Source organism: Streptomyces toyocaensis (assembly GCF_000725125.1).
GTDB classification, from domain to species: Bacteria; Actinomycetota; Actinomycetes; order Streptomycetales; family Streptomycetaceae; genus Streptomyces; species Streptomyces toyocaensis.
Genome location: NZ_JFCB01000003.1, coordinates 151,198 through 176,929, shown reverse-complemented (window position 1 = coordinate 176,929; position 25,732 = coordinate 151,198). Strand labels below are relative to the sequence as shown.

Below are 25,732 nucleotides of genomic sequence, written 5' to 3'. Positions count from 1 at the left end.
CACGTCGTGCGGTTCCGTGACCTTACTTCCCCGCGTCGGCCGCCTTCACGAGCGCGTCCTTGGTGACGGTGCCCACGTAGACCTTGCCGTCCTCGGTGAACAGGGCGTTGACCAGGCGGGTGCTGAACACCGTGCCGGTGCCGAACTCGCCCTCGACCTGGTCGCCGAGCGAGCCGAGGAAGCCGCCGAGGTCTCCGCCGGTGTCACCGGTGGGCAGGCCGCCCCCGGCGCCGGTGTCGAAGGTGGCGACGGTGTTCCACCCCTCGCCGAGCATCTTCAGCCCGTCGAGGCCCTTGGCCAGGTCCTCCTCGGACTTCGGGGCGTTCTCCGGCTTCCCGGGGTGCTCGCGGCCCCGGTCGAGTTCTCCGTCCTCGGTCACCTCGGCGCCCTTGGGCGGGGTGAACTCGAATGTCGACGCGGCCGGCCGGTCGAAGCTCACCTCGGTGAAGCCGACGTCCACGACGGCCGCGCCGCCGCTCGACGGGGTGAGCGTGAACTTCAGCGGCATGCCCGTCTCGTGGTCGACCGCGATACTGATCGCGCCGACCGTGGAACCGGACTGCTTCGGCTCGACGACCAGCTTGTACGCGTCCCGGCCGGCCACCTGGGCGGTGCCGTCGACGGTCACGGACGTGGTGTCGTCGACCGACTTGAGCGCCTCCTCGGCGAAGTCCTTCGGGGTGGCCGGGGGCCTCTGCTCCCGCTCCGCGCCGGAGCCGTCGACGGTGCCGTGGTAGACCTCGTTGGACTTGCTGTCGTAGCCCCAGACGTCCTTGCCGTTGTGGATCAGGCTGTACTCGGCGGCGTCCTCGAGGAGCGACACCTTCTGCCGGTCGGGACCGTCGGCCGCGACCCGCAGCGTGTGCGTGCCGGACGCCAGTTCGGTGAGCTTGGCGGACGGGTCGGCCGAGGAGCCGCCGTCCTCGCCCTGCCCCGCCGCGCCGGACGCGAGAGCGTCCTCCAGGCCGCCGAGGTCCGGCAGTCCGAGGTCCGTGGTGATCTTCACGGTGCCGGACAGCCGCTCGACGTCCGACTGCGCGATCTTCTCGATGAGCTGCGCGGCGGTGATCTCCGGCAGGTCGGGGTCGCCGGAGTCGGCGATCGCGGGGACGAGCCCGATGGTCGCGGCGGCCAGTCCCATCACCGTGACGGGGACGACGTACCGGGCGGCCCTGCGCCGCCCCGTGCGCGGTTCGTCGACCTCCCCCGCGGCCGTCGTGTTCTCGGATTCGTACGGTGCCATGTGTGCCCCTCCGTGGTCGGCGGCGGCTTCCGTCTCGTGTTCTCGCACCAGTCTCACCCTGAGCCGCCATTCTCACCCGAACCGGTGAGAAGTGGTGTTGTCCGTCGTGGTCCATCCGACCAAATCCGGCAGGCGGATACGTCAGACCCCGGACGCAACTCCGTGTACTGCTGCGGTATGACACGGGGGGCGTTTTCCTCCCCCTCCCCGTAGGGGTCGGGCGGACGTCCCGGGCCGCCGGCGGGTCAGCCCGCCCGGTGCACCACCGCGTCGCAGAGCTGCACGAGTGCCGCCTTCGCCTCACAGTCCCGCAGCGGGGCCAGTGCCGCACGCGCCTCCTCGGCGTACCGCACGGTGTCCCGGCGGGCCTGCTCCAGCGCGGGGTGGGCGCGCAGCAGCCGGAGCGCCTCGGCGTGCCGGGCGTCGTCGGTGAGGTCGGAGTCGAGCAGCTCGCACAGGGCGATGTCCTCGGGCAGGCCCAGCCGCGCCGCCCGCTCGCGCAGACGCAGCACGGGCAGCGTGGCGATGCCCTCGCGCAGGTCGGTGCCGGGGGTCTTGCCGGACTCGCGGGAGTCGGAGGCGATGTCCAGGACATCGTCGGCGAGCTGGAAGGCGACGCCGAGCCGTTCGCCGTACTGGGTGAGGACGTCCACCACGGTCTCGTCGGCGCCGGACATCATCGCGCCGAAGCGGCAGGAGACCGCGACCAGCGAGCCGGTCTTGCCGCCGAGCACGTCCAGGTAGTGGTCGACCGGGTCACGGCCGTCCTGCGGCCCCGCGGTCTCCAGGATCTGCCCGGTGACCAGCCGCTCGAACGCCTCGGCCTGTACCCGCACCGCCTCGGGTCCGAGGTCGGCCAGGATGTGTGAGGCCCGCGCGAAGAGGAAGTCGCCGGTGAGGACCGCGACGGAGTTGCCCCAGCGGGCGTTGGCGCTGTCGACGCCGCGCCGCACCTCGGCCTCGTCCATCACGTCGTCGTGGTACAGCGTGGCCAGGTGGGTGAGCTCCACGACCACGGCGGACGGCACGACGCCGGGCGCGTAGGGGTCACCGAACTGGGCGGCGAGCATCACCAGCAGCGGGCGGAACCTCTTGCCCCCGGCCCGCACCAGGTGCTGGGCGGCCCCCGTGATGAAGGGGACCTCACTCTTGGTGGCCTCGATCAGCCCTTCCTCGACAGCCGTCATTCCGGCCTGGACACCGGCTTCCAGAGCCTGGTCCCGCACGCTCAGCCCGAACGGCCCGACGACGGTCACGAGGGGTCTCCTGTCTGCTGGTGTCCACTGGCGATTACATGGAATGTCGATAGGTCGCTGCCATCACTCAAGTCAGCGTATCCGGTCACGTTTCGATCACCGCCAGCACCCGGGGTTACGGGCAGGGCGCCGGGGGACCGGAAGCGGAGTGCTTTTGATCGGTTGACAGCGATGGACATTCCCCTCCTTCCCGGACACGACGACCCGCCAACCATCCTGCCCGGCCCCGCGTCCGATTTGCCGCACTTCACAAGCGAATTCCGCTTGACGGCAATTGCTCCCGCGGCCCGTGACCAGTGAAGTGAGTCACGCGCGACCCGGTGCATCCGCCGCTTCCCGGCGACGGCGATCCCCCTTTCCCCCGCGCCGAGTTGACTCGTGGCGCGCGCAAAGGATCAAGCGTCCCAAATCCCCCGTTACAAGATCAAAGAGTCCTTTACGTGATGCTCACACTTGTTCCCGACATGTGCTCTCGCATACGTTCCGGGCCTGCCGGGCGGACGCCGAATCCTGCCACCGCCCGCACCACACCCACCGACGAACTCACGCACGGCAGGAGCGGGGGACCCAGGTAAGTCGCCGGGCCGGGCATCGCACCGGAACGGCTCGGGGTGAAGCCGTGTCCACCCGAGGGCACGGCCGGGCACTCTCCCCGCCCGAACCCGACAGCTCACCTCGCAGGCGTAGGAGAGGAACCCAGACATGCCTTCCGGTCAGCTCCGCCGCCTCGGCAGCCGCCGCCTCGCCCGCTCCCTCGCCGTCGCCGGCGTCGCCGTGGTCGCCCTTCCGCTGTTCGGCGCCACCGGCGCCTCCGCGGCCACCACGACGCCCGCCACGACCGCCGCCCCCACGACGGCCACGGAGGCGTACCCGGACAACCTCGACGGCTGGATCCGCGAGTCGCTGGCCGTCATGGCGCAGAACGGCATCCCGGGCTCCTACGAGGGCATCCACCGCAACGTCATGCGCGAGTCCTCCGGCAACCCGGCCGCCATCAACCTCTGGGACTCCAACGCCGCCGCGGGCACCCCGTCGAAGGGCCTGCTGCAGGTCATCGACCCGACCTTCCAGGCCTACCACGTGCCCGGCACGGCCTTCGACCCGTTCGACCCGGTCGCGAACATCACGGCGGCCTGCAACTACGCCGCCGACCGCTACGGCTCGATCGACAACGTCTTCGGCGCGTACTGAGCCGACCGCTGACGGCCGAGCACGGCCACCCCACCGAACAGTCGCTCGAGGACGACGGCCACGCCGTCGTCCTCGTTCGACGTGGTGACCTCGTCGGCCACCGCCTTCAGCTCGGGATGCGCGTTGGCCATGGCGACGCCGTGCGCCGCCCAGTCGAACATGGGGATGTCGTTCGGCATGTCGCCGAAGGCGATCGTCCGGGCCGGGCTCACCCCCAGGTGCTCGGCGGCCAGGGCCAGACCGGTCGCCTTGGTCACCCCGCACGGCTGGAGCTCCACGGTGCCGGGCCCCGACATGGTGACCGTCGCCAGCGAACCGACCACCGAGCGCGCCGCCGCCGCCAACGCGTCGTCGGACAGGAGCGGGTGGCGCAGCAGCACCTTGCTGATCGGCCGCTCCCACAGGTCGCTCCGCCGCTCCACCCGCACGGCGGGGAGCGTCGGGTGCGGCATCACGTAGCCCGGCTCGATCAGCGTCAGCCCGTCGACCCCGTCCTGGTCGACCGCGGCGTACACCTCCCCCACCTCGGCCTCGATCTTGCCGAGGGCGGTCTCCGCCAGCTCCCGGTCCAGGGTGACCGACCACAGCAGCCGGTCCGCGCCGGCGTCGTACACCTGCGCGCCCTGTCCGCACACCGCGAGCCCCGTGCAGCCGAGGTCGTCCAGGAACGGCCGCACTCTGGGGGCGGGACGCCCCGTCACCACGAGGTGCCGGGCACCGGTCTGCGCCACTCGCGCGAGCGCGGCGAGGGACCGGTCGGAGAGGGTGTCGTCGCCGCGCAGCAGCGTCCCGTCCAGGTCGGTGGCGATGAGCGAAAAAGCGGTGGGTGCGGGCATGATCAGAGAATACGGACCACGCGGCCGTCCGCTTCACCGTGCCCGTTTCAGCTCGCTTTCGGTGCGGTTCTCCTTCCGTCATCGCCGGGTACGGACCGGTTGAGGACTCTTTCACCGTTTGGCAAGAACATCGTCCGCTATCTACCGTCCTCCCGGCCCGGGCGGTACCGTCCAGGAGTCCAGGGGGGACTTGATCGGGGGGTCAGGTGAGCAGTGGACGCGTGCGCGTGCTGAGGCCGGAGGAACTCGGCGAGGGGGAACGGGAGCGCTGGCGGGAACTGCGCGCCGCGACGGACGCTCCCCGCAGCCCTTTCATGGAACCGGAGTTCACCACCGCCGTGGGCCGGGTGCGGACGCGGGCCCGGGTGGCGGTGCTGTACGAGGGGGCGGAACCGGCGGGCTTCCTGCCCTACGAGCGGGGCGTTGCGGGACAGGGCCGGGCGATCGGGCTCGGGGTGTCGGACTGCCAGGGCGCGGTGCTGGCCCCCGGTGCGGCACCGGAGACCGGTGAACTGCTGCGGGCCTGCTCGGTGTCGAGCTTCGCCTTCGACAATCTGGAGGCAGGCCAGGACCTCTTCGTGCCCTACGCGGCCGAGGAGCACGCCACCTTCGTCATCGACGTGGAGAAGGGCTACGAGACCTACGAGTCGGTGCTGCGCACCCAGTCGCCGAAGTTCCTGAAGACCACGCTGGCCAAGGAGCGCAGGCTGGGCCGCCGGGCCGGGCCCGTGCGGTTCGTCTTCGACGAACGCGACCCGGCCGCGCTGCGGGCCCTCATGGCGTGGAAGTCGGCGCAGTACCGCAGGACCGGGCGCCGCGACCGGTTCGCGCAGGAGTGGATCGCCCGGCTCGTGGGCCGGCTCGCCGAGACCCGGGCACCCCAGTGCACGGGCACGCTCTCCGTCCTGTACGCCGCCGGCCGCCCCGTCGCCGCGCACTTCGGCCTGCGTTCCGCCTCCGTCCTGGCCTGCTGGTTCCCGGCGTACGACCCGGAGTTCGCGACGTACTCGCCCGGGCTCGTGCTGCACCTGCGGATGGCCGAGGCGGCGGCCGCCGAGGGCATCGGCCTGCTCGACATGGGGCGCGGTCCGGCCGAGTACAAGGACGCGCTGAAGACCGGCGAACTCGCCGTCTACGAGGGTGCGGCGACCCGTCCGGGAGCGGGTGCCGCGCTGCACCGGCTGAGCCGCGAGCCCGCGCGCCGCGCGCACGCGTTCGTCCGCTCCCGCCCGCGCCTCGCGTCGCTGGCGTCGCGGACCCTGAAGGGCGCGGCACGGCTGCGCCGCTCGTGAGGAGGAGGGAGGGGGGACGTATGTCCGGCAGAGCACGCGCGCGGACGCGCGAGGAGATACGGCGCTTCCGGGCCATCGGCGCGGTGCAGGTCGCCGAGCTGGAGCTGGACCCGGGCGGGGACGAGGCCGTGCTCCGTCCCGGCCCCGGCAGCCCACCGGTGACCCACGGCGAGGTGTTCCTCCTGGTCAGACGGGCGGGACGGCCGGTGGGCACACTGCTGACGCGGGTACCGGAGGGAGCGGACCCACGGGCGGCACTGACACGGGCGGCACGGCGAGGGCTCACGACGGCGGCGCGGGAGACGCCGGAGGGGACACTCCCCGGGCCGCCGTCCGGCGCGGCGTCGGCGGCCGGCGGCAGCGGGCGGCTCCGGGACGCCGCGGCCGGCCGGGGGGCCGCCGTGCCGGTGCGGGCGCCGGCCCCGGACGGCGCGGGGAACGGCGCCGGGCCGCCCCACACCTCGGTCGTCGTGGCCACGCGGGAGCGGGCCGGGCAGCTCGCCCGGGCTCTGGACTCGCTCCTCGCGCAGGACCATCCGCGGTTCGAGATCGTCGTCGTCGACAACGCGCCCGTGACCGACGGGACGCGCGACCTCGTGGAACGGGCGTACGGCGAGCGCGTGCGGTACGTGTGCGAGCCGGTCCCCGGGCTCGCGATCGCGCACAACACGGGACTCGCGGCGGCCCGGGGCGAGGTGGTCGCGTTCACCGACGACGACGTGATCGCCGATCCCCGCTGGCTCACCGAACTGACCGCGCCGTTCGCCGCCGACCCCCGGCTCGGCTGCGCCACCGGCCTGATCCTGCCGGCCCGGCTGCGCACCCCGGCCCAGGTCCTGCTGGAGAGCCACGGCGGGTTCGCGAAGGGCTTCACCCCGACGACGTACGACCCCTGGGACCCGCCCCGCGACGAGCCGCTGTTCCCCTTCACCGCGGGCCGCTTCGGCTCCGGCGCCAACATGGCCTTCCGTACCCGGGTGCTGCGTGCCGTCGGCGGTTTCGACCCGGCCACCGGTGCCGGGACGCCGGCGCGGGGCGGCGACGACCTGTACGGGTTCGTGCGCGTGCTCGCCGAGGGGCACCGGCTGCACTACACGCCGTACGCGCTGGTGTGGCACCACCACCGGCGGACCTGGGCCGACCTGGAGACCCAGGCGTACGGCTACGGCGCCGGCCTCACCGCCTACCTCACCGCGGTCCTGGTCAACCGGCCCGCGCTGCTGCCGGCGTTCCTCGCCCGGCTGCCGCGCGGTCTCGCCCACGCCCGCGCGCTGACCGCCGCACGCGCCACCGGCGCGGGTGGCGGCGCACCCGGGGGGCACGACACCCGCACCCATCCCTGGCCGCACCGGCTGTCGCGGTTGCAGCGCACGGGGATGGTCCACGGGCCGCTCGGTTATCTGCGGGCGCGGCGGGCGTGGCGGAACGGCGGGGGAAGGGGGACGCGATGAGTCCGGCGCCGGGGGCGACCCCGGCCGTTCCCGTGTTCCTCTACCACGCCGTGATGGACGACCCGCCGGAGTGGATCGCCGAGTTCACCGTCACGCCGAAGGACTTCGCGGCCCATCTGGACGCCGTCGTGGACAGCGGCCGCACGCCCCTCACCATCAGCGCCCTCGCCGACTGTCTCGCGGGGCGGGCACCGCTGCCGCCCCGGCCGGTGCTGCTCACCTTCGACGACGGCTTCGCCGACCTGCCCGGCCCGACCGCCGACGTCCTGGCCGGGCGTGGGCTGCCCGCCACCGCCTACCTCACCACCGGCGCCATCACCCCGGGCGGCCGCAGTCTGCTGCCAACCGCCCCGATGATGACCCTGGACGAGGCGCGGCGTCTGGAGGAGGCCGGGCTGGAGATCGGCAGCCACACGGTCACCCACGCCCAGCTCGACACGCTGACCGCACGGCGACTGCGCGCCGAACTGCGGGACTCCAAAGCGGCGCTGGAGGACACCCTCGGTCACTCCGTCCCCCACCTCGCCTATCCGCACGGCTACAACAGCCCGCGGGTGCGGGCGGCGGCCGCCCGGGCCGGCTACGAGACGGCCACCGCCGTGCGGCACGCGCTCAGCTCGGACCGGGACGAGCGCCACCGCATCGCGCGCCTGATCGTCCGCCGCGGCCACACCCTCGCCGACGTCGAGGCGTGGCTGGCGGGCGGCGGTGCGCGGATCGCCCCGTACCGGGACGGCCCGCAGACCATCGCCTGGCGCTGGTACCGGCGCGGCCGGGCGATGCTCCGCGGTCCGGAGTTCGCGGGCTGAGCGGACTGGGCGGACTGGGCGGGCTGAGCGGGCTGAGCGCCCGGGGCGCCCGGCGGCTCACCCCAGTGGCTGGTTCAGGTACGGGTCGGCCACCGCCTCGCGCAGGCTCCTCCACGCCGCGTCGTCGGCCAGGGCGAGGTCGCAGTGCGGCCCCGGGTCCCGGTGGTTCCACTGCAGGGCGGCCTTGACGCCGTCCAGGTCCTTCAGCACCCGCGGCACCTGCGCGTACCACTCGGCCTGCCGCTCGGGGCGGGACGGGTCGGCCGCCGTGCCGAACTCGGAGAGCATCAGCGGCTTGTCGCCGGAGATGTTCTTCCGTATCCACGCGTGGGTGGCCCGCTGGGTCCGGGCGAAGGTCAGCCAGTCCGTTTCGTGGCACCGGTAGTAGTTGTACTGGTTGTAGCCGATCCAGTCGACGTACCCGTCCCCCGGGTACATCCGCTCGAACAGGCCGGCGTGGTTCAGGTACCCGGTGACGATCCAGGTCCACACCACGTTGTCGGCGCCCAGCCGCTCGAACCGGTCGTGGATGTGCCGGTACGCCTTCACGTACTCGGCGGGAGTGCCGTTGTCCGGAGTGCGGGTGTCCATCTCCAGGTCGAAGGAGAGGAACACCTTCTTCCCGGTGCGCTCGCCGTAGTCCTTGATCCGCCGGGCCTGGACGTCGATGACGGACTCGTCCAGCTCACCGGCGGCGATCTCCTTCCACGTCGGCTGCTGCCCCTCCGTACCGCCCCACCACTTGCTCTCCCAGGACAGCAGCAGCATGCGGTCCTCGCCCACGCGTTGCTCCTCGGGGGTGAGCAACTGCCCTTCCCTGCGGGTACCTTCGGGCAGCGACATGTCGTGGTACGTGTAGACGATGTCGAGCCTGCGGCCCACGCGCTTCTCGTAGGCCAGCACCCGGTCCTCCAGGTCGTCCCGGCCGTGCGGCACGAACGCGCCGAACCAGGCACCGCAGGGTGGTTCGAGGAGGTCGGTGGGCCGGCATTCCCCGCCCGTCGCGGAGGGGCCCGGTCCGGAGCCCGGGGGCCCGGACGCGTTCGTCAGGGCGAGTACGGCGACGAGGACCGCGCCGACGACCGTGGCGGACGTCAGCAGCAGCCTGCGGCGCCGCGACACCGGCCCGCGCGCGCGTGGCACCCGGAGCCCGCGGTGCCGGGCGTCGGGTGCGGGCGGGGCGCCGTCGCGGCGAAAGGGACGGACGAACCTCACAGAGCGGAACCCTTCCGTGTCGTCGAAGTCCCCCGCGCGGGCGGTGAGGAGCGCAGCCGCGGGCAGAACGCGGCGAGCGTGGTCAGCAGGGTCAGGACGAGCAGCACCCGCTGCGCGCTGAAGGTGTGGGTGGCGATCAGCACGGTGGCGACGGTCATCACCGCGCCGACGCTGAGGAACACGGCCAGCATGATCCGTTCCAGCAGGTCGGAGCGGCGGGCGAAGGCGGCGCCGTGCGACTCCACGGGCCCTTGTGCGGGCCGTGCGCGCAGTGCCGGTCCGCAGAGGCCGACCAGTGCCGCGCCGGGGCCGGCCGCCAGGAACACGGCGACCGCCGCTCCGCGCAGCGGTGATCCGCCGGGCAGGGCGAGGGCGGCCAGGGCCAGCCAGCCGCCGAACGGCGGGAGCATCCGCACCACGAGGTCCTGCGGCGTCATCGCTCCGCACCCCCTTCCGTGCCCTGAGCGCCTTCCGTGCCCTGAGCGCCTCCCGTGCCCTGAGCGCCTCCCGGCCGTTCGGGCCTCAGTTCGTAGACCGCGCCCGCGCCGTTCTCCGCCACGAGCCGGAACCGCGGCGAGGCGGCGACGGACTCCCGGATCCGGTCCAGCTGCTCGCCGGTGAGCTGCCCGTTCATCTCCGAGTTGGCGAACTGCCCCCGGGTGAGCAGGAAGTAGGCCCGGCCGGGGCTCCCCACCCCGGCCATGTCGCGGGCGAGGGTGGCGGCCGGGCGCCGCACGATCTCGTCGACGTGCCGCCGGTCGTCCTCCAGGAACCAGTAGTGGCCGACGGTCCCGTACGACGCGTACGCGAGCGGGTAGTTGCGGTTGGCGGCGACGACCGTCGACCCCTCGGGCGCCTCGTCGAAGAGCCGCTGGACCAGGGCCACCTCCTCCGGCGGGAAGTAGTTGATCCGGTCCTTGCCCGAGTAGCTCGGGACGAAGGCCAGGGTCACGGCGAGAAGCACGAGCAGCGGGCCCCCCGTGCCGGCGCCGCGCCTCAGGCCGCCCCGCGCGGGTGCCGGGGTGCGGGTGCCGTCCCCGGCCTCGGCACCGAGGGTGCGCACCCGGGGCAGCAGTGCGGCGGCGGCGAAGAAGGCGGCGCCGGGCAGCATGAACATCAGCACCCGGAAGATCATTTCGCTCCCGTAGCTGCCGGCCACGAACATCGGCAGCGGGGCCGCCGTGATCAGCAGCAGCGGCATCGCCCGGTGCCGCAGCACCCGCTGCCGCCACACCCCGGCGACCGCCAGCAGCAGCACCGCGCCCGACAGCAGCCGTGCCGCCCAGGAGGTCGCCACCGCTCCGGTACCGGTCGGGGTGGCGCCGTATCCGGTGGCGACGTTGCCGCCGATATCGCCCACGGACCGGACCATGTCCGGCAACGCCGCGGAGAGGAACGGCAGCGCGGCCGTCAGGCACCAGGCCAGGAAGATCACGGCGGTGGTGACCGGCGGGATCCAGCCGCGGTAGCGGCGGGCCAGGCACAGGGCGAGCAGGGAGACGGCCAGCATGGCCGGTGTGAGCTGGTGCGAGATGACGATCGCCACGACCAGCGCGCTGAGCACGACCGTCCAGACGGCCTGCCCCTGCCGCCCGCCCGCCCCGCCGGACCGGCCGTACCGGCGCAGGACGACGGCCAGCACACCGAGGTGCAGCGCGAAGGCCACGGACTGGGGGGAGAAGTAGTCCTGGCCCACCCAGTTGGCGACGTAGAAGAGCCAGACGCCGGTCCAGACGAGTCGCCGGTCCTCGGTGAAGGTGCGGTAGACCAGCAGCAGCGGGAGGAGCAGCAACAGGCTGGACACCAGCGGCCACCAGGCCATGTACATGGCCGTGGACTCCACGCCCAGCAGTCGCACCAGCGCCGCCTGGGCGGCGAAGAAGCCGGGCCACTGGTCGTAGACGGCCATGTCGCCGACCTGGTCGGCGGTCTGCAGTCCGCCGGCTGTCAGCAGGTGGTCGACGACACCGTCGTGCTTCCACGCCCAGGCGTACAGCGGGGTGGGGTAGAGCACGGCCTGGGTGGCCCGCTCCATCACCAGCAGCCCGAGCACGTACGCCGCCGCCCAGCCGCCCGGCCGCCGAGGATCGCGGACCGTGACCCAGAAGCCGGCGGTGAGCACGGCCAGGCCGGCCCAGAAGGCAGGGTGGAGGGCGGTGACGAGACCGAAGTCGTCGAGCCGCGACACATCCGTGTGCCGCACCGCGTACACCCACAGGGCGAGCGCGGTGAGCAGCGGCAGGCCGGGCAGGAGCGCGGCGGGACCGTGCCGGCCGGGCCGGACGGGCGGCAGGTCGGAGAGGTCCGTCACGGGCTCGTGGGCGGGACTCGACGGCTCCGAGGAGGACGGGGCCCGCGGCCCGGACGCGCGGTCCGGTGCCGCTTCGCCGTGGGTGGCCGGCGCCGGGGTGCTCTCCGGCGCCGGTTCGGGCGCGGATCTCTCGCGCGGAGTGGTTGGCGGACGCACGGTGGTTCCCCCCTGGCGGTTCGGCTTCGAAGCGTGATCAGTCCCTGGAACGGCCGTCCGGCCCACCGCGGTGCGGCGCCCTCGGCGGCAGGGCGCGGCGCGACGGCAGGTGCGGGACGAGTACGACGACTGTGTGGAGGACGACGAGAAGGACGAGCAACGGCGGCGCCACCGGCGCCAGGGTGTCCCGCCACACCCAGCCGCCCACCGCGACGAGATACAGCACCCCCCAGCGCCCCGGCCGGGACAGGCGCCCGCCCACGGCCGCGAGCAGCGAGGACAGTGGTACGAGGCACAGCAACTGGCAGACCGGCGGCGCCCAGCGCAGCAGCGCACCGGGCCCGTCGAGGCCCAGCGTCTCCGCGAGGAAACCGGCCGTCCGCGCGTACAACGCCCCGTCCACCGGCTCCGGTTGCCGGCCGAGCGCGACGGGTGCGGCGTGCAGGGCGGTCAGGACGGACGCCAGCGCGGTGCCGGTAAGCCGGCCGTCGGGACGCGTGCGCAGGGTCACCGAGGCGACGAGGACGAGGATCAGCGCGCCCCCGGCCGCGAGCGCCGTGAGCGGCAGTCCCTCCAGCAGCGCACGCCCGGTGAGCCCGTCGTCCAGGGACCCGCCGAGCCGGGGCAGTCCGCGCACGGACGCCCAGAAACCGAGGGTGGCGAGTGCGAGCAGCGCCCAGAGGATGCCGCTCAGACGCCTGTCGTCCGTGTCTGCGTCCGTGTCTGCGTCTGCGTCCTTGGACGGTCGCGGCGGGGCGGGGGGTGGCTCGGAGGCCTCCCCGGGTCCTCGCCGGTGTTCCCGGGTGGCCGGGGGGACGTCCGGGCCGGGAGCACCGGGCGGGCGGCGGCGGTCGCGGGGCGCGTGCCCGTCACGGGGCTCGTCCAGCGGCTCCGGCGCGGGTGTTCCCGGCTCTCGGGCCTCCCCCTCCGGGACTTCCGTCTCCGGTACTTCCGCCCCTGGGGCTTCCGCCCTTGGGGCTTCCGGTGCGACGCCCTCGCGCCGCCAGCGATCCTCGCGCCCCTCGTCAGGCCCGGCCGCGGACGGGTGCGCCGTGTCCGCACCGGGCGGGCGCACGAGGAACGCCGGCGCGTCCACCCGCAGGGCCTCCCGTTCGTACCCGGGGCGGCCGATGAACAGGGTGACCGTGTCCTCGCCGGACCCCTCCGCGTCCCGGTCCTCGTACGCCGCCCGGCGCGCCCAGGCCGTGCCGTACCCGGTGGTGGCGTTCAGCCGGGCCCAGCGCGTGCCGTAGCCGGGGTCGTCGGAGGGCCGCTCCACGGGCCCGCCGGTCCGCTCGCGCAGCGCCGAACGCAGCCCGAACACCGAGACGACTGCGATCAGCGTCATACTGATCAGCACCGCCCACCCGGCCCCCGCGATCCCCGCGGGGATGAACAGCACGGCAGCGCTGCCCAGCACCAGCGCGCACATCGCCCCCTGGAGCCCGGCGAGCACACCCGTGCGGCCCTGCACCCGCAGTACCCCGATGTACAGCTCCACGACCACCCGGGGCAGCGCCCCGAGGGCGAGCAGCCGCAGCACGGTCGAGCCCTGCTCGGCGTAGTCCGCGCTGAACGGCGTGAGGATCCAGGGCGCGAACGCGACCAGCACGGCGACGACCGGCACCAGCAGCAGCGCCATCCGGCGCAGCGCCCCGCGCACCCCGTCGGCGAGCCGGCGCGGGTCGTGCGAGGCGTGGGCGGTGAGCGAGGAGGCCATGTTGATGGCCATGAACTCCATCGTGCCGCCGACGGTGTACGCCACGTAGAAGTAGCCGTTCTCGGCGGCGCTGAAGCGGACCGCGACCATCACGGGCAGCAGATTGATCATGGCCAGGCTGAACAGCGCGCCGAGCGCGTCCCCGGCCAGGAAGCGGCCCATGGCGCGCAGGCCGGGCGGCTCCATGCCCCGGTCGGCGGCGGCCTGTCGCGGGATGAGCCTGCGGAAGATCAGCCAGCCGAGCGGCAGCGTGGAGAACGCGATGGCCACGGCCCAGGACACGAAGATGCCCAGCACGGGCAGGGCGCTCGCGAAGACGGCCAGCAGGGCGAGCTTCCCGACGGAGAACACCGCGTTGCCGGCCGGCACCCACTCGGCCTTGCGCAGCCCGGTGAGCACCCCGTCCTGCAGCGTGAGCAGCGCCCACGCCACGCACGCCGCCACGAACAGCGCCCCGGCCGCCGGCGTGCCGAGGGGTTCGTAGGAGGCGCCCCACTGGTCGAGGGTGAGCAGGAAGACGCCCGCGGCCAGGGCGACCACCACCGAACTCGCCCCGTACACCCCCCACACCAGACGTCCGGTCGCGCGGCCCGCGCGCGGTACGAAGCGGACCACGGCGCCGATCATCGTGGTCGCGGTGATGCCGGCGAGCAGCCGCATCGCGGCGATGGCGGCGGAGCCCTGTCCGACCGCGTCCTCGGAGTAGTAGCGGGCGGCGACGAGCCAGAACCCCAGCCCGAGAACGGCCGACACGCCCGTACTGAGCATCAGGAAGTAGGCGTTCTTGAACAGGGAGTCCGGGCCGGACCGGTCCTCGGCGGGCGGGGGCCGCCCGCCGGCGCGGGGCCTGGCCGGCTCGTGCACCTGGAGGTCAGTCACGGGACGGCTCCAGCCCGTCGGCCGCCGTCCCCGGCCGGGCCGGGTCCGCCGGCGGTCCGGCCGGCCGCGCACCGGACCGCTCCAGCGCTTCGACGGCCTCCCGGGCCCGCAGCGGGTCCACCGGCAGCGCGTGCCGCGCGAACCAGCGGGCCGCCCCGGGTGCGGGCGAGAGGTCCGTGAAGTCCTGTCCCGCGTAGTCGTCGAGGGGCGGGTCGTAGAGGTAGCCCACGACGATCCCGCGCCGCGCGAGTGCCGCGATCGCCGCGTCCCGGTCCGCCACGAACAGCGGGACCCGGAACAGCGGTTGCGTCCCGCCGTCCCCCGCGCGCGGCCGGGCCCAGCGCGTCGACAGCAGCAGCCCGGTGCCCTCCCGGGACGCCTCCAGCACGTCGTTCAGCCGTCCGAGCCGGTGCCGGATCCGCCGCAGCCGCACCGGGCCGGACCGCAGACAGTAGGTGTGCATGTCGACGCGGACCCAGGGGTCGTGCGCGGCCAGGTCCGGGGCCGCGCCCGCGGCACGGGCCAGCTCCTCCGGTCGCAACGGCATCCTGATCCCGTCGCGCTCCGCCAGGCCCAGCAGCCCCAGGGCCGCCCAGGCGGCCCGCCGCAGCCCCAGCCCCCTCACCGCGGCCTCCGCGTACGGCCGTACGGCGTAGGCGAGTTCGGACGCCGTCCGGCACGGGTCGAGCAGTGCGTCACAGGCCCGCCGCAGCGCGTCGCCCTCTTCCGGGTCGGCGACCGACAGGAACCCGCCGGCCTGGGCGCCGACGTGCTTGGACAGGCTGAAGACGGAGGCCTCGCCCCACGCCCCGACCGGCCGCCCGCCGACCTCGCTGCCGATCGCGTGCGCCGCGTCCTCGAACAGCGGGATGCCCAACGCGTCGCAGCGGTCCCGCAGTCGCGGCGCCGGGTCCGGATTGCCGTACAGGTTCGAGGTCAGTACGGCGGCAAGCGAGCCCCAGGTCTCCTCGGGCACGGCGTCGACGTCGATCGACGCGTCGAACGCGTTCAGCGGTGCCTGCACCGGCCGCAGTCCCGCCGCCAGCACCACGAAGAAGATGACGTCGTCGGTGACCGGCGACATCAGCACCCGGCCGCCCGGCGGGCACCAGTGGCGCAGTGCCACGTACAGCCCCAGCCTGCATGACGGCACGTACACACATTCCCGGCCGAGCCGGGCACGCATGGTCTCTTCCAGCCGTTCCGGCCGCGACCCCGAGCGCGCCGAGCGCGGGCCGGCCTCCCCAATGGCCATCCGCCCCCCTGTGTGCCATCGGAACGCCCCCTCCCCGAGGCCTCCCGGCACCCGCCCAGAGTCGCCCCGTTCGCACCGCTCCGTCAAGATTGCGATCCGTCCTGTGGATAACTTCCGGTACGCGGGGGGAAGCGGTGGATGGCGCCCTTGTGCCCGCATGCTCCCCACCCACGGGCCCTTCCGCCGCCACACCACCACGGCCGCTCTGCACAAGACCGCCGTGTCACCCGTAACGTGTGGCACGGCCACGGACACGTGGCGCACCTGCGCACACGAAAGCGAGGCAGCACCCGATGCCCCCCTTCGACGTCCCCGAGGGCGATCCCTTCGGCCCGCACAACCTGCCGTACGGCGTGTTCTCGCCCCCCGGCTCGTCGGAGCGGACCGTCGGCGTCCGGCTCGGCGACCACGTCCTCGACGCCGGCGCCGCGGCACACGCCCTGGGCTCCCCGTACGCCTCCCTGCTCGCCCGGCCGACGCTGAACCCGCTGCTGGCCGCGGGCCGCACGGCCTGGTCGGACGTGCGGCGGGCGCTCACGGCCTGGGTGACCGTCCCCGCCCACCGGGAGACCGTCGAGCCGCTGTTCCACCCGCTGTCCGAGGTGACCCTGCACCTCCCCTTCGAGGTGGCGGACTACGTCGACTTCTACGCCTCCGAGAACCACGCCCGGAACGTCGGCCGGATCTTCCGGCCCGACGCCGCCGACTCCCTGACCCCCAACTGGAAGCACCTGCCGATCGGCTACCACGGCCGCTCCGGCACGGTCGTGGTGTCCGGCACCGACGTCGTGCGCCCCTCCGGCCAGCGCAAGGCACCCACCGACGCCGCTCCCGTCTTCGGGCCGTCCGTCCGGCTCGACATCGAGGCCGAGGTCGGTTTCGTGGTCGGTGCGCCGTCCGAACTGGGCCGGCCGGTACCGCTCGGCGACTACCGCGACCACGTCTTCGGCCTCTGCCTCCTCAACGACTGGTCCGCCCGCGACGTCCAGGCCTGGGAGTACGTCCCCCTCGGCCCGTTCCTCGGCAAGTCCTTCACCACCTCGGTGTCGGCCTGGATCACCCCGCTGGACGCCCTGGACGCGGCGCGCGTCGCGCCGCCGGAACGCACCCACGAACTGCTGCCCTACCTGGACGACGCCGACGAGGAACCCGGCGGCTACGACCTGCGGATCACCGTCGCGATCAACGGCCACGTCGTCTCCGAACCGCCCTTCTCCACCATGTACTGGACGGCCGCCCAGCAGCTCGCCCACATGACCGTCAACGGCGCCTCCCTGCGCACCGGTGACCTGTACGGTTCCGGCACGGTGAGCGGCCCGACGGAAAGGGAGCGCGGCTCGCTGCTCGAACTGACCTGGAACGGCCGCGACCCCCTCGAACTGCCCGACGGGAAGCGGACGTTCCTCGAGGACGGCGACGTGGTGACGCTGTCGGCCTGGGCGCCGGGCCCGGACGGCGTGCGCGTGGGCCTCGGCGAGGTGTCGGGACGGGTGGTCCCCGCGCCCTGACCCATGTGACCCTTCCCGATCCTCTCCGACCCCTGACCCACACCGCCCTTCGCCGTCATAATCGGTGTCGGGCGGTGTGCGCGTTTCCGTGCCGCGCCCCCGTACGACCCGCACGCCCCCGAGCCGCCCCTTCCGACAGGATCCGGAGCCCGTGGCATGACCGTCTGCCTGCTCCTGCTGAGCGTTGTCGCCGTGACGGCCGCCGTGCCCGTCCCCCGGGCCCTGACCCGGGCGAAGTGGCCGGAACGGGAACCGGTCGTCGCCCTGTGGGTCTGGCAGTGCCTGGTCGCCACCGTCCTGCTGTGCTGTCTGACGGCTCTCGCGCTGAGCACCGCGGCCGTCTTCGGCACCGTGCGCGCCCAGCTCTTCGCCCCGGCCCCGCCCGCGGTGACCGCCGCGTACGACCTGTCCGCCGCCTCCCCCTGGACGACCGTCCTCACCGTGCTGCTGGCCTGCGGGGCGGCCTGGACGACGGCCATGCTGGGGCGGGAGCTGGTCGAGGCCCGCCGCCGGCGCACCCGGGCCCGGGCACACCTGCGGGAACGCGCCCCGGACCTGCCCGCGGGGCTCCCCGCGGCGCGCGGTCCCCTGCTGGTCCTGGAGGACGAGTACCCCGACGCCTGGTGGATGCCGGGCAGCCCGCCTCAGCTGATCGTCACGACCGGGGCCCTGCGGCGCCTCACCGACCACCAGCTCGACGCCGTCCTGACCCACGAGCGCGGCCACGCCCGCGCCCGCCACGACTGGCTGCTGCATCTGTCGACGGCCCTGGCCACCGGCTTCCCGCGGATCCCGCTGTTCGCCCACTTCTGCGACCAGACCCATCGGCTGGTCGAGCTGTCCGCCGACGACACGGCCTCCCGCCGCTGCGGCCACCTGACCACGGCGCTCGCGCTGATCGAGCTCAACCAGCACCGCGGCGTGCTGTCCTGCGCGTCCAGCCACCGCCTGCTCGGCGAACGCGTCGACCGCCTCCTGGAGCCCCCGCCCCGCCTCGACCGCCGCCACCGCGCCCTGACGACGGCCGCGGCGGCCCTGGTGCCCCTCGTCCCCCTGTTGATCACCTTCGCCCCGGGCCTGACCGCCGCCCTGACGTAGAGGCGGGCAGTCATGCCGATGAACCGGCATGGCTGCGGGCAGTCGTGCCGCTGGGGCGATGGGGGTCCCCCCGCTCGAACGCAGCGGCACCCCGTGAACGCCGGGCTGCGCAAACCTCCTGCCCAGCCCCACCACGCGGCCACCTATGTCCAGTCGGGCTCCGGCTCCTCCTCGGGCCAGTCGTCCGGGCTGCCGGGGTCCTCGGGCCCGGCACCGTCACCGGCGCCCCCAGGAGCCGTCAACCCGGCCAGCACGGCCACCACGCCCTCCCCGTACGTCGCCAGCTTCTTCTCGCCCACCCCGCTGATGCCGCCGAGCTCCGCCACCGACGTGGGCCACACCGTGGCGATCTCCCGGAGCGTGGCGTCGTGGAAGATGACGTACGCCGGCACGCCCTGCTCGCGGGCCTGCTCGGCGCGCCAGGCCCGCAGCGCCTCGAACGCGGGCTGAAGCTCCTCGGGCAGCTCGGCCGCGGCGGCCTTGGCCTTGCGCTCACCCCGGCTGCTCGTACCCCGGTCCGCCGCCGGCTTCTTCGGCTCCTTGCGCAGCGGAACCTCCCGCTCCCGCCGCAGCACCGCCCCGCTCTCCCCGGTGAGCACCAGCGTGCCGTACTCCCCCTCGACGGCGAGCAGCCCCTGGGCGAGCAACTGCCGGACGACGCCGCGCCACTCGGCCTCGCTCAGCTCCTCACCGATGCCGAACACCGACAGCTGGTCGTGGTCGAACTGGATGACCTTGGCCGTGCGCCGCCCGAGCAGGATGTCCACGATCTGCACCGCGCCGAACTTCTGCCCGCGCTCCCGCTGCAGCCGCACCACCGTCGACAGCACCTTCTGCGCCGCCACCGTCCCGTCCCACGTCTCCGGCGGGGTGAGGCAGGTGTCGCAGTTGCCGCAGCCCGCCGGGGAGGGTTCCTCCTGCCCGAAGTAGGCCAGGAGCTGGCCGCGGCGGCACCGGACCGTCTCGCACAGCGCCAGCATCGCGTCCAGGTGCTGACCCGCCCGCCGCCGGAACGCCTCGTCGCCCTCCCCCGACTGGATCAGCTTCCGCTGCTGTACGACGTCGTTGAGCCCGTACGCCATCCAGGCCGTGGACGGCAGTCCGTCACGCCCCGCGCGCCCCGTCTCCTGGTAGTAGCCCTCGACCGACTTGGGCAGGTCGAGGTGGGCGACGAACCGGACGTCCGGCTTGTCGATGCCCATGCCGAAGGCGATGGTCGCCACCACGACCAGCCCCTCCTCCCGCAGGAACCGCGCCTGGTGCGCGGCGCGCGTCCCGGCGTCGAGGCCCGCGTGGTACGGCACCGCCTCGATGCCGTTGCGCGAGAGGAACTCGGCGGTCTTCTCCACGGAGTTGCGCGAGAGGCAGTACACGATGCCCGCGTCCCCGGCGTGCTCCTCGCGCAGGAAGGCCAGCAGCTGCTTCCTGGGGTCGGCCTTGGGGACGATCCGGTACTGGATGTTGGGCCGGTCGAAGCTCGCCACGAAGTGCCGGGCGTCCGGCATCCTCAGCCGGTCGGTGATCTCCCGGTGCGTGGCGTCCGTGGCGGTCGCCGTGAGCGCGATCCGGGGCACCTCCGGCCAGCGCTCGCCCAGCAGGGACAGGCTGAGGTAGTCCGGCCGGAAGTCGTGCCCCCACTGGGACACGCAGTGCGCCTCGTCGATGGCGAAGACGGAGATCTTGCCGCGCGAGAGCAGATGCAGGCTGCTGTCCAGCCGCAGCCGCTCCGGCGCGAGGTACAGCAGATCCAGCTCGCCGGCGAGGAACTCGGCCTCGACCGCACGGCGCTCGTCGAAGTCCTGCGTGGAGTTCATGAACCCGGCGCGCACGCCCAGCGCCCGCAGCGCGTCCACCTGGTCCTGCATCAGGGCGATGAGCGGGGAGACGACGACTCCCGTGCCCGGTCGGACCAGGGCGGGGATCTGGTAGCACAGCGATTTGCCGCCACCGGTCGGCATGAGCACGACGGCGTCACCACCCGCGATCACATGCTCGACGACCGCTTCCTGCTCACCGCGGAAGGTCTCGAACCCGAACACCCGGTGCAGCGCGGCCAGCGCCTCACTCTCCATCACTGCCATCCCGCCACTACCGCCCGTCACCGTGCCCCCGTGAGCCGTCCCTCGACCACTGCCTCCACGATAGGGGCCCGCACCGACAGCCCCGGAGTTGTCCACAGGGCCACCCGGAACCGGCGGCCCGGCACCCCTCGGGGGGTGCCGGGCCGCCGCCCTGCCGGTGCGTGTCGCGTCAGCGCACGAACACTCCCGCGTCGCCCGCCAGCTCGAGGAAGTACTGCGGTGCCACACCGAGCACCACCGTGACCGCCACGCCGACCCCGATCGCCGTCATCGTCAGCGGTGACGGCACCGCGACGGTCGGGCCCTCGGGGCGCGGCTCGCTGAAGAACATCAGGACGATGACGCGGATGTAGAAGAACGCGGCGATGGCCGAGGCGATCACACCGACCACGACCAGCGGGGCCGCCCCGCCCTCCGCCGCCGCCTTGAACACGGCGAACTTCCCGGCGAAGCCTGAGGTCAGCGGGATACCCGCGAAGGCCAGCAGGAACACCGCGAACACGGCGGCGACCAGCGGGGAGCGACGGCCGAGCCCCGCCCACTTGGACAGGTGTGTCGCCTCGCCTCCGGCGTCCCGGACGAGCGTGACCACCGCGAACGCGCCGATCGTCACGAACGAGTACGCCGCCAGGTAGAACAGCACGGACGACACACCCGACGGCGTGGCCGCGATGACACCCGCGAGGATGAAGCCCGCGTGCGAGATCGCCGAGTACGCCAGCAGCCGCTTGATGTCGGTCTGCGTGATCGCGACGACCGCCCCGACCACCATGGTGACGATGGCGACGCCCCACATGACCGGCCGCCAGTCCCAGCGCAGGCCCGGCAGCACCACGTACAGGATCCGCAGCAGCGCTCCGAACGCGGCCACCTTGGTCGCTGCGGCCATGAAGCCCGTCACCGGCGTCGGGGCGCCCTGGTACACGTCGGGCGTCCACATGTGGAAGGGCACGGCGCCGACCTTGAACAGCAGGCCCATGACCAGCAGCGCCGCACCGACGAGCAGCAGCACGTCGTTGCCCATGGTGTCGGCGAGCGCCGGGGTGACCTCGGGGACGGTGCCGTCCACGACCTGCGCGATCGTCGCGTACGACATCGAGCCGGAGTAGCCGTACAGCAGGGCGATGCCGAACAGCGTGAACGCGGAGGCGAACGCGCCGAGCAGGAAGTACTTGACCGCGGCCTCCTGCGACATCAGCCGCTTGCGGCGGGCCAGCGCGCACAGCAGGTACAGCGGGAGGGAGAGGACTTCCAGCGCCACGAACAGCGTCAGCAGGTCGTTGGCCGCCGGGAAGACCAGCATGCCGGCGACCGCGAAGAGCAGCAGCGGGAACACCTCGGTGGTGGTGAAGCCGGCCTTGACCGCCTTCTTCTCGCTGTCGCTGCCCGGTACGGACGCGGCCTGCGCGGCGAAGGAGTCCACCCGGTTGCCGTGCGCCTCCGGGTCGAGCCGGCGCTCGGCGAAGGTGAACAGGCCCACCAGGGCCGTCAGCAGGATCGTGCCCTGCAGGAACAGGGCCGGTCCGTCGACCGCGACGGCCCCCATGGCCGCGATGCCCGCCTTGGTCGTGGCGTAGCCGTCCGCGGCGAGCGCCACGACCGAGGCGAAGGCCGCCGCGAGCGCGACCACGGCCACGAACAGCTGGGCGTAGTAACGGGTCCTACGCGGTACGAACGCCTCGACCAGGATCCCGACGACGGCCGCACCGACGACGATCAGGATGGGGGCGAGCTGTCCGTACTCGATCTTCGGCGCGTCGATCTTCGAGATCGGGTCGGCCGCCGCCGTTGTCCACAGGCTGTGGACGGCTGCTGTTGCGCTCACTTGGCCGCCTCCACCTCGGGCCGGGGATCCTTCTTCTCCACGTCGGACATGGTCTGCTTCACCGCCGGGTTCACGACGTCCGTGACGGGCTTCGGGTAGACGCCCAGGAAGACCAGCAGCACGACGAGCGGTGCCACCACCGCGATCTCGCGCACCTTCAGGTCGGGCATCGCGGCCACCTCGGGCTTCACCGGGCCCGTCATCGTCCGCTGGTAGAGGACGAGGGTGTACAGCGCGGCGAGCACGATGCCGAAGGTGGCGATGATGCCGATCACCGGGTAGCGCGTGAACGTGCCGACCAGGACCAGGAACTCACTGACGAAGGGCGCGAGCCCCGGCAGCGAGAGGGTCGCGAGCCCGCCGATCAGGAAGGTGCCGGCGAGCACCGGCGCGACCTTCTGCACTCCCCCGTAGTCGGCGATGAGCCGCGAGCCCCGCCGCGAGATCAGGAATCCGGCGATCAGCATCAGCACGGCGGTCGAGATGCCGTGGTTGACCATGTACAGCGTCGCGCCGGACTGGCCCTGGCTGGTCATCGCGAAGATGCCCATGATGATGAAGCCGAAGTGCGAGATCGACGCGTACGCGATCAGCCGCTTGATGTCGCGCTGGCCGACCGCGAGCAGGGCGCCGTAGATGATGCTGACGACCGCCAGGACGAGGACGACCGGCGTCGCCCACTTGCTGGCCTCCGGGAACAGCTGGAGGCAGAAGCGCAGCATCGCGAAGGTGCCCACCTTGTCGACGACCGCCGTGATCAGCACGGCGACCGGGGCGGTGGACTCCTGCATGGCGTTGGGCAGCCAGGTGTGCAGCGGCCACAGCGGCGCCTTCACGGCGAAGGCGAAGAAGAAGCCGAGGAACAGCCAGCGCTCGGTGCTGGTCGCCATGGTCAGCTCGCCGCTCGCCCGTGCCTCGGCGATCTCGGTGAGCGAGAAGTTCCCGGCGACCACGTACAGCCCGATCACCGCGGCCAGCATGATCAGACCGCCGGCCAGGTTGTAGAGCAGGAACTTCACCGCCGCGTACGACCGTTGGGTGGCGGCCTTCTCCTCGCCGTGCTCGTGGGCACGGTCCCCGAAGCCGCCGATGAGGAAGTACAGCGGGATCAGCATGGCTTCGAAGAAGATGTAGAAGAGGAAGACGTCGGTGGCCTCGAAGGAGAGGATCACCATCGCCTCGACGGCCAGGATCAGGGCGAAGAAGCCCTGTGTCGGCCGCCACCGTCCCTCAGCGATGCTACTGAGCTCACTCCCCGTCTCCTTGGGGCCTCCCCTGCTCGAACGAAGTTGAGAGCTTGGGGAAGGGTCGGCGTCGTGCCAGCCCGCGAGGACGATGAACGGGATCAGCAGCGCGGTCAGCGCGATCAGCGCCACGGCGATGCCGTCGACACCCAGCTCGTACCGGACGCCGAAGTCCGCGATCCAGGCGTGGGACTCGGTGAGCTGGTAGCGGTCGCCGTCCGGGTCGAACCGCACCAGGACGACGATCGCCAGCACGAGCGTGGCGAGCGAGAACAGCAGGGCCAGCCACTTGGCGGCCGTGCGCCGCGCGGCCGGTACGGCGGCCGTGGCGATCGCCCCGATGGCCGGGAGCGCCGCCGTCGCTGTCAGCAGAGGAAAGGACATCGGTATCAGACCGCCCTCATCAGCAGGGTCGCGGCGACGAGGAGTGCCGCACCGCCGAACATCGAGACCGCGTAGGACCGCGCGAAGCCGTTCTGCAGCCTGCGCATCCGGCCGGACAGGCCGCCCATGGAGGCCGCCGTGCCGTTGACGACCCCGTCGACCAGGGTGTGGTCGACGTACACCAGCGAGCGGGTGAGGTGCTCACCGCCACGGACCAGGACCACGTGGTTGAAGTCGTCCTGGAGCAGGTCCCGCCGGGCGGCCCGGGTGAACAGCGACCCCCGCGGGGCGACGGCCGGCACCGGACGGCGCCCGTACTGGGCCCAGGCGACGGCCACGCCGATGACCATCACGGCGACCGTGGAGAGCGTCACCGTCAGGGCGCCGACCGGCGAGTGGCCGTGCGCGTGCCCGGTGACGGGCTCGAGCCAGTTCAGGAACCGGTCGCCGATGCTGAAGAAGGCACCGCCCGCGACCGACCCGACGGCCAGCACGATCATCGGGATCGTCATGACCTTCGGGGACTCGTGCGGGTGCGGCGGCTCGTAGGCGCCGCGCGTCTCGGCGGCGGGCTCCACGCCCGGTGCCGCCGGGGACGGCGTCGGCGCGTTGCGCCAGCGCTCCTCGCCGAAGAACGTCATCAGCATCACGCGCGTCATGTAGTACGCGGTGATGGCCGCGCCCAGCAGGGCACACGCGCCGAGGATCCAGCCCTCGGTGCCACCCTTGGCGAACGCCGCCTCGATGATCTTGTCCTTGGAGAAGAAGCCGGACAGGCCCGGGAAGCCGATGATCGCGAGGTAGCCGAGGCCGAAGGTGACGAACGTGACCGGCATGTACTTCCGCAGACCGCCGTAGCGGCGCATGTCGACCTCGTCGTTCATGCCGTGCATCACCGAACCGGCTCCGAGGAACAGTCCGGCCTTGAAGAAGCCGTGCGTCACCAGGTGCATGATCGCGAAGACGTAGCCGATGGGGCCGAGGCCGGCCGCCAGCACCATGTAGCCGATCTGCGACATGGTCGAGCCGGCCAGCGCCTTCTTGATGTCGTCCTTCGCGCAACCGACGATCGCACCGAACAGCAGCGTGACCGCGCCGACGATGGTGACGACCAGTTGCGCGTCCGGGGCGCCGTTGAAGACGGCCGCGGACCGGACGATCAGGTACACGCCCGCCGTCACCATGGTCGCGGCGTGGATCAGGGCCGAGACCGGGGTCGGGCCCTCCATCGCGTCCCCGAGCCAGGACTGCAGCGGCACCTGGGCGGACTTGCCGCAGGCGGCGAGCAGCAGCATCAGGGCGATGGCGGTGAGCTTGCCCTCGCCCGCCCCGCCCGCGAGACCGGCCTCGCCGTGGCCGCCGAGCACCGGCCCGAAGGCGAAGGTGCCGAACCACAGGAACATCAGCATGATCGCGATCGACAGGCCCATGTCGCCGACGCGGTTGACCAGGAAGGCCTTCTTCGCGGCCGTGGCGGCGCTGGGCTTGTGCTGCCAGAAGCCGATCAGCAGGTAGGAGGCGAGACCGACGCCCTCCCAGCCGACGTACAGCAGCAGGTAGTTGTCGGCGAGGACGAGGATCAGCATCGCCGCGAGGAACAGGTTCAGGTAGCCGAAGAAGCGGCGGCGCCGCTCGTCGTGCTCCATGTACCCGATGGAGTACAGGTGGATCAGCGAGCCGACGCCGGTGATCAGCAGCACGAACGTCATCGAGAGCTGGTCGAGCCGGAAGGCGACGTCGGCCTGGAAGCCCTCCACCGGGATCCAGCTGAACAGGTGCTGCGTGACGGTGCGTTCACCGGCGCCCTTGCCCAGCAGGTCGGTGAAGAGCACCAGGCCGAGCGCGAAGGAGACGGCCGCGAGCAGCGTGCCGATCCAGTGACCCACGGCGTCCAGCCGGCGACCGCCGCACAGCAGGACCACCGCTCCGAGCAGGGGCGCCGCCACCAGCAGCGCAATCAGGTTCTCCACGATTCAGC

18 protein-coding genes and 1 riboswitch are annotated in these 25,732 nt (G+C 72.9%); of the genes, 6 read left to right on the top strand and 12 right to left on the bottom strand.

The window, feature by feature from the left end:
• Positions 1-22: 22 nt before the first annotated feature.
• Together BU52_RS06135 and BU52_RS06130 are read right to left on the bottom strand one after the other, a co-directional pair.
• Positions 23-1,243: a LolA family protein gene (locus BU52_RS06135; RefSeq protein WP_037929392.1), complete on the bottom strand. Its 1,221-nt coding sequence runs from the start codon at positions 1,241-1,243 to the stop codon at positions 23-25.
• Positions 1,244-1,488: 245 nt separating this feature from the next.
• A complete protein-coding gene (locus BU52_RS06130) occupies positions 1,489-2,499 on the bottom strand; it encodes a polyprenyl synthetase family protein (RefSeq protein WP_037929389.1) in 1,011 nt (336 codons plus the stop codon).
• Positions 2,500-3,024: 525 nt separating this feature from the next.
• A riboswitch (cyclic di-AMP (ydaO/yuaA leader) is annotated at positions 3,025-3,198 on the top strand.
• Between the two features lie 3 nt (positions 3,199-3,201).
• On the opposite strand from BU52_RS06130, the gene BU52_RS06125 reads away from it, so the two are divergent.
• Positions 3,202-3,690, top strand: a complete 489-nt coding sequence (locus BU52_RS06125; protein WP_037929386.1) for a transglycosylase SLT domain-containing protein — start codon at positions 3,202-3,204, stop codon at positions 3,688-3,690.
• Here the strand turns inward: BU52_RS06125 and BU52_RS06120 are convergent.
• Positions 3,654-4,526 carry a Cof-type HAD-IIB family hydrolase gene (locus BU52_RS06120; protein WP_037929385.1) on the bottom strand — a complete coding sequence of 291 codons (873 nt, stop codon included), beginning with the start codon at positions 4,524-4,526 and terminating at the stop codon, positions 3,654-3,656. The two genes, BU52_RS06125 and BU52_RS06120, sit on opposite strands and share 37 nt — an antisense overlap.
• Positions 4,527-4,732: 206 nt before the next feature.
• On the opposite strand from BU52_RS06120, the gene BU52_RS06115 reads away from it, so the two are divergent.
• Genes BU52_RS06115 through BU52_RS06105 form a run of 3 tightly spaced genes read left to right on the top strand, consistent with a single transcriptional unit; the run spans position 4,733 to position 8,078 of the window.
• The gene (locus BU52_RS06115; RefSeq protein ID WP_037929383.1) at positions 4,733-5,818 is read left to right on the top strand and encodes a GNAT family N-acetyltransferase; all 1,086 of its coding nucleotides are present in this window, start codon (positions 4,733-4,735) and stop codon (positions 5,816-5,818) included.
• Positions 5,819-5,838: 20 nt separating this feature from the next.
• A complete protein-coding gene (locus BU52_RS06110) occupies positions 5,839-7,269 on the top strand; it encodes a glycosyltransferase (protein WP_037929381.1) in 1,431 nt (476 codons plus the stop codon).
• The gene (locus BU52_RS06105) at positions 7,266-8,078 is read left to right on the top strand and encodes a polysaccharide deacetylase family protein (protein WP_235216269.1); all 813 of its coding nucleotides are present in this window, start codon (positions 7,266-7,268) and stop codon (positions 8,076-8,078) included. The genes BU52_RS06110 and BU52_RS06105 overlap by 4 nt, the downstream gene beginning before the upstream one ends.
• A 57-nt stretch (positions 8,079-8,135) precedes the next feature.
• On the opposite strand, the gene BU52_RS06100 is transcribed toward BU52_RS06105, so the two are convergent.
• From BU52_RS06100 to BU52_RS06080, 5 genes are all read right to left on the bottom strand, one after another.
• Positions 8,136-9,221 (bottom strand): glycosyl hydrolase, encoded by a 1,086-nt coding sequence (locus BU52_RS06100; protein ID WP_235216268.1) that lies wholly within the window; start codon positions 9,219-9,221, stop codon positions 8,136-8,138.
• A 68-nt stretch (positions 9,222-9,289) separates the two neighbouring features.
• Positions 9,290-9,730: a hypothetical protein gene (locus BU52_RS06095; RefSeq protein ID WP_037929374.1), complete on the bottom strand. Its 441-nt coding sequence runs from the start codon at positions 9,728-9,730 to the stop codon at positions 9,290-9,292.
• Positions 9,727-11,604, bottom strand: a complete 1,878-nt coding sequence (locus BU52_RS06090) for a glycosyltransferase (RefSeq protein WP_235216267.1) — start codon at positions 11,602-11,604, stop codon at positions 9,727-9,729. The genes BU52_RS06095 and BU52_RS06090 overlap by 4 nt, the downstream gene beginning before the upstream one ends.
• A 193-nt stretch (positions 11,605-11,797) precedes the next feature.
• Positions 11,798-14,359 carry a lipopolysaccharide biosynthesis protein gene (locus BU52_RS06085; protein WP_235216266.1) on the bottom strand — a complete coding sequence of 854 codons (2,562 nt, stop codon included), beginning with the start codon at positions 14,357-14,359 and terminating at the stop codon, positions 11,798-11,800.
• Positions 14,352-15,614: a DegT/DnrJ/EryC1/StrS family aminotransferase gene (locus BU52_RS06080; RefSeq protein ID WP_078903136.1), complete on the bottom strand. Its 1,263-nt coding sequence runs from the start codon at positions 15,612-15,614 to the stop codon at positions 14,352-14,354. Before BU52_RS06080 ends, BU52_RS06085 begins: the two co-directional genes overlap by 8 nt.
• 293 nt (positions 15,615-15,907) lie before the next feature.
• On the opposite strand from BU52_RS06080, the gene fahA reads away from it, so the two are divergent.
• Both fahA and BU52_RS06070 read left to right on the top strand, forming a co-directional pair.
• The gene (fahA, locus tag BU52_RS06075) at positions 15,908-17,122 is read left to right on the top strand and encodes a fumarylacetoacetase (RefSeq protein ID WP_037929368.1); all 1,215 of its coding nucleotides are present in this window, start codon (positions 15,908-15,910) and stop codon (positions 17,120-17,122) included.
• 156 nt (positions 17,123-17,278) lie between these two features.
• Positions 17,279-18,220 carry a M56 family metallopeptidase gene (locus BU52_RS06070; RefSeq protein ID WP_037929365.1) on the top strand — a complete coding sequence of 314 codons (942 nt, stop codon included), beginning with the start codon at positions 17,279-17,281 and terminating at the stop codon, positions 18,218-18,220.
• Positions 18,221-18,363: 143 nt separating this feature from the next.
• Here BU52_RS06070 and recQ read toward each other — a convergent pair whose 3' ends face one another.
• The 4 genes from recQ to nuoL form a co-directional block, all read right to left on the bottom strand.
• Positions 18,364-20,301 carry a DNA helicase RecQ gene (gene recQ / locus BU52_RS06065; RefSeq protein ID WP_051857975.1) on the bottom strand — a complete coding sequence of 646 codons (1,938 nt, stop codon included), beginning with the start codon at positions 20,299-20,301 and terminating at the stop codon, positions 18,364-18,366.
• A gap of 169 nt (positions 20,302-20,470) precedes the next feature.
• Positions 20,471-22,126 carry an NADH-quinone oxidoreductase subunit NuoN gene (nuoN, locus tag BU52_RS06060; protein ID WP_037929359.1) on the bottom strand — a complete coding sequence of 552 codons (1,656 nt, stop codon included), beginning with the start codon at positions 22,124-22,126 and terminating at the stop codon, positions 20,471-20,473.
• The gene (locus BU52_RS06055) at positions 22,123-23,754 is read right to left on the bottom strand and encodes an NADH-quinone oxidoreductase subunit M (protein ID WP_037929358.1); all 1,632 of its coding nucleotides are present in this window, start codon (positions 23,752-23,754) and stop codon (positions 22,123-22,125) included. The genes nuoN and BU52_RS06055 overlap by 4 nt, the downstream gene beginning before the upstream one ends.
• A gap of 5 nt (positions 23,755-23,759) precedes the next feature.
• Positions 23,760-25,724 (bottom strand): NADH-quinone oxidoreductase subunit L, encoded by a 1,965-nt coding sequence (nuoL, locus tag BU52_RS06050; RefSeq protein ID WP_037929355.1) that lies wholly within the window; start codon positions 25,722-25,724, stop codon positions 23,760-23,762.
• Positions 25,725-25,732 lie beyond the last annotated feature (8 nt).

Excerpts from the sequence above, each read along its gene's own strand:
- BU52_RS06135 (WP_037929392.1), bottom strand. The coding sequence starts at position 1,243 with ATGGCACCGTACGAATCCGAGAACACGACGGCCGCGGGGGAGGTCGAC.
- BU52_RS06125 (WP_037929386.1), top strand. The coding sequence starts at position 3,202 with ATGCCTTCCGGTCAGCTCCGCCGCCTCGGCAGCCGCCGCCTCGCCCGC.
- BU52_RS06120 (WP_037929385.1), bottom strand. The coding sequence starts at position 4,526 with ATGCCCGCACCCACCGCTTTTTCGCTCATCGCCACCGACCTGGACGGG.
- BU52_RS06110 (WP_037929381.1), top strand. The coding sequence starts at position 5,839 with ATGTCCGGCAGAGCACGCGCGCGGACGCGCGAGGAGATACGGCGCTTC.
- BU52_RS06105 (WP_235216269.1), top strand. The coding sequence starts at position 7,266 with ATGAGTCCGGCGCCGGGGGCGACCCCGGCCGTTCCCGTGTTCCTCTAC.
- BU52_RS06095 (WP_037929374.1), bottom strand. The coding sequence starts at position 9,730 with ATGACGCCGCAGGACCTCGTGGTGCGGATGCTCCCGCCGTTCGGCGGC.
- BU52_RS06080 (WP_078903136.1), bottom strand. The coding sequence starts at position 15,614 with ATGGCCATTGGGGAGGCCGGCCCGCGCTCGGCGCGCTCGGGGTCGCGG.
- fahA (WP_037929368.1), top strand. The coding sequence starts at position 15,908 with ATGCCCCCCTTCGACGTCCCCGAGGGCGATCCCTTCGGCCCGCACAAC.
- BU52_RS06070 (WP_037929365.1), top strand. The coding sequence starts at position 17,279 with ATGACCGTCTGCCTGCTCCTGCTGAGCGTTGTCGCCGTGACGGCCGCC.
- recQ (WP_051857975.1), bottom strand. The coding sequence starts at position 20,301 with ATGGCAGTGATGGAGAGTGAGGCGCTGGCCGCGCTGCACCGGGTGTTC.
- BU52_RS06055 (WP_037929358.1), bottom strand. The coding sequence starts at position 23,754 with ATGTCCTTTCCTCTGCTGACAGCGACGGCGGCGCTCCCGGCCATCGGG.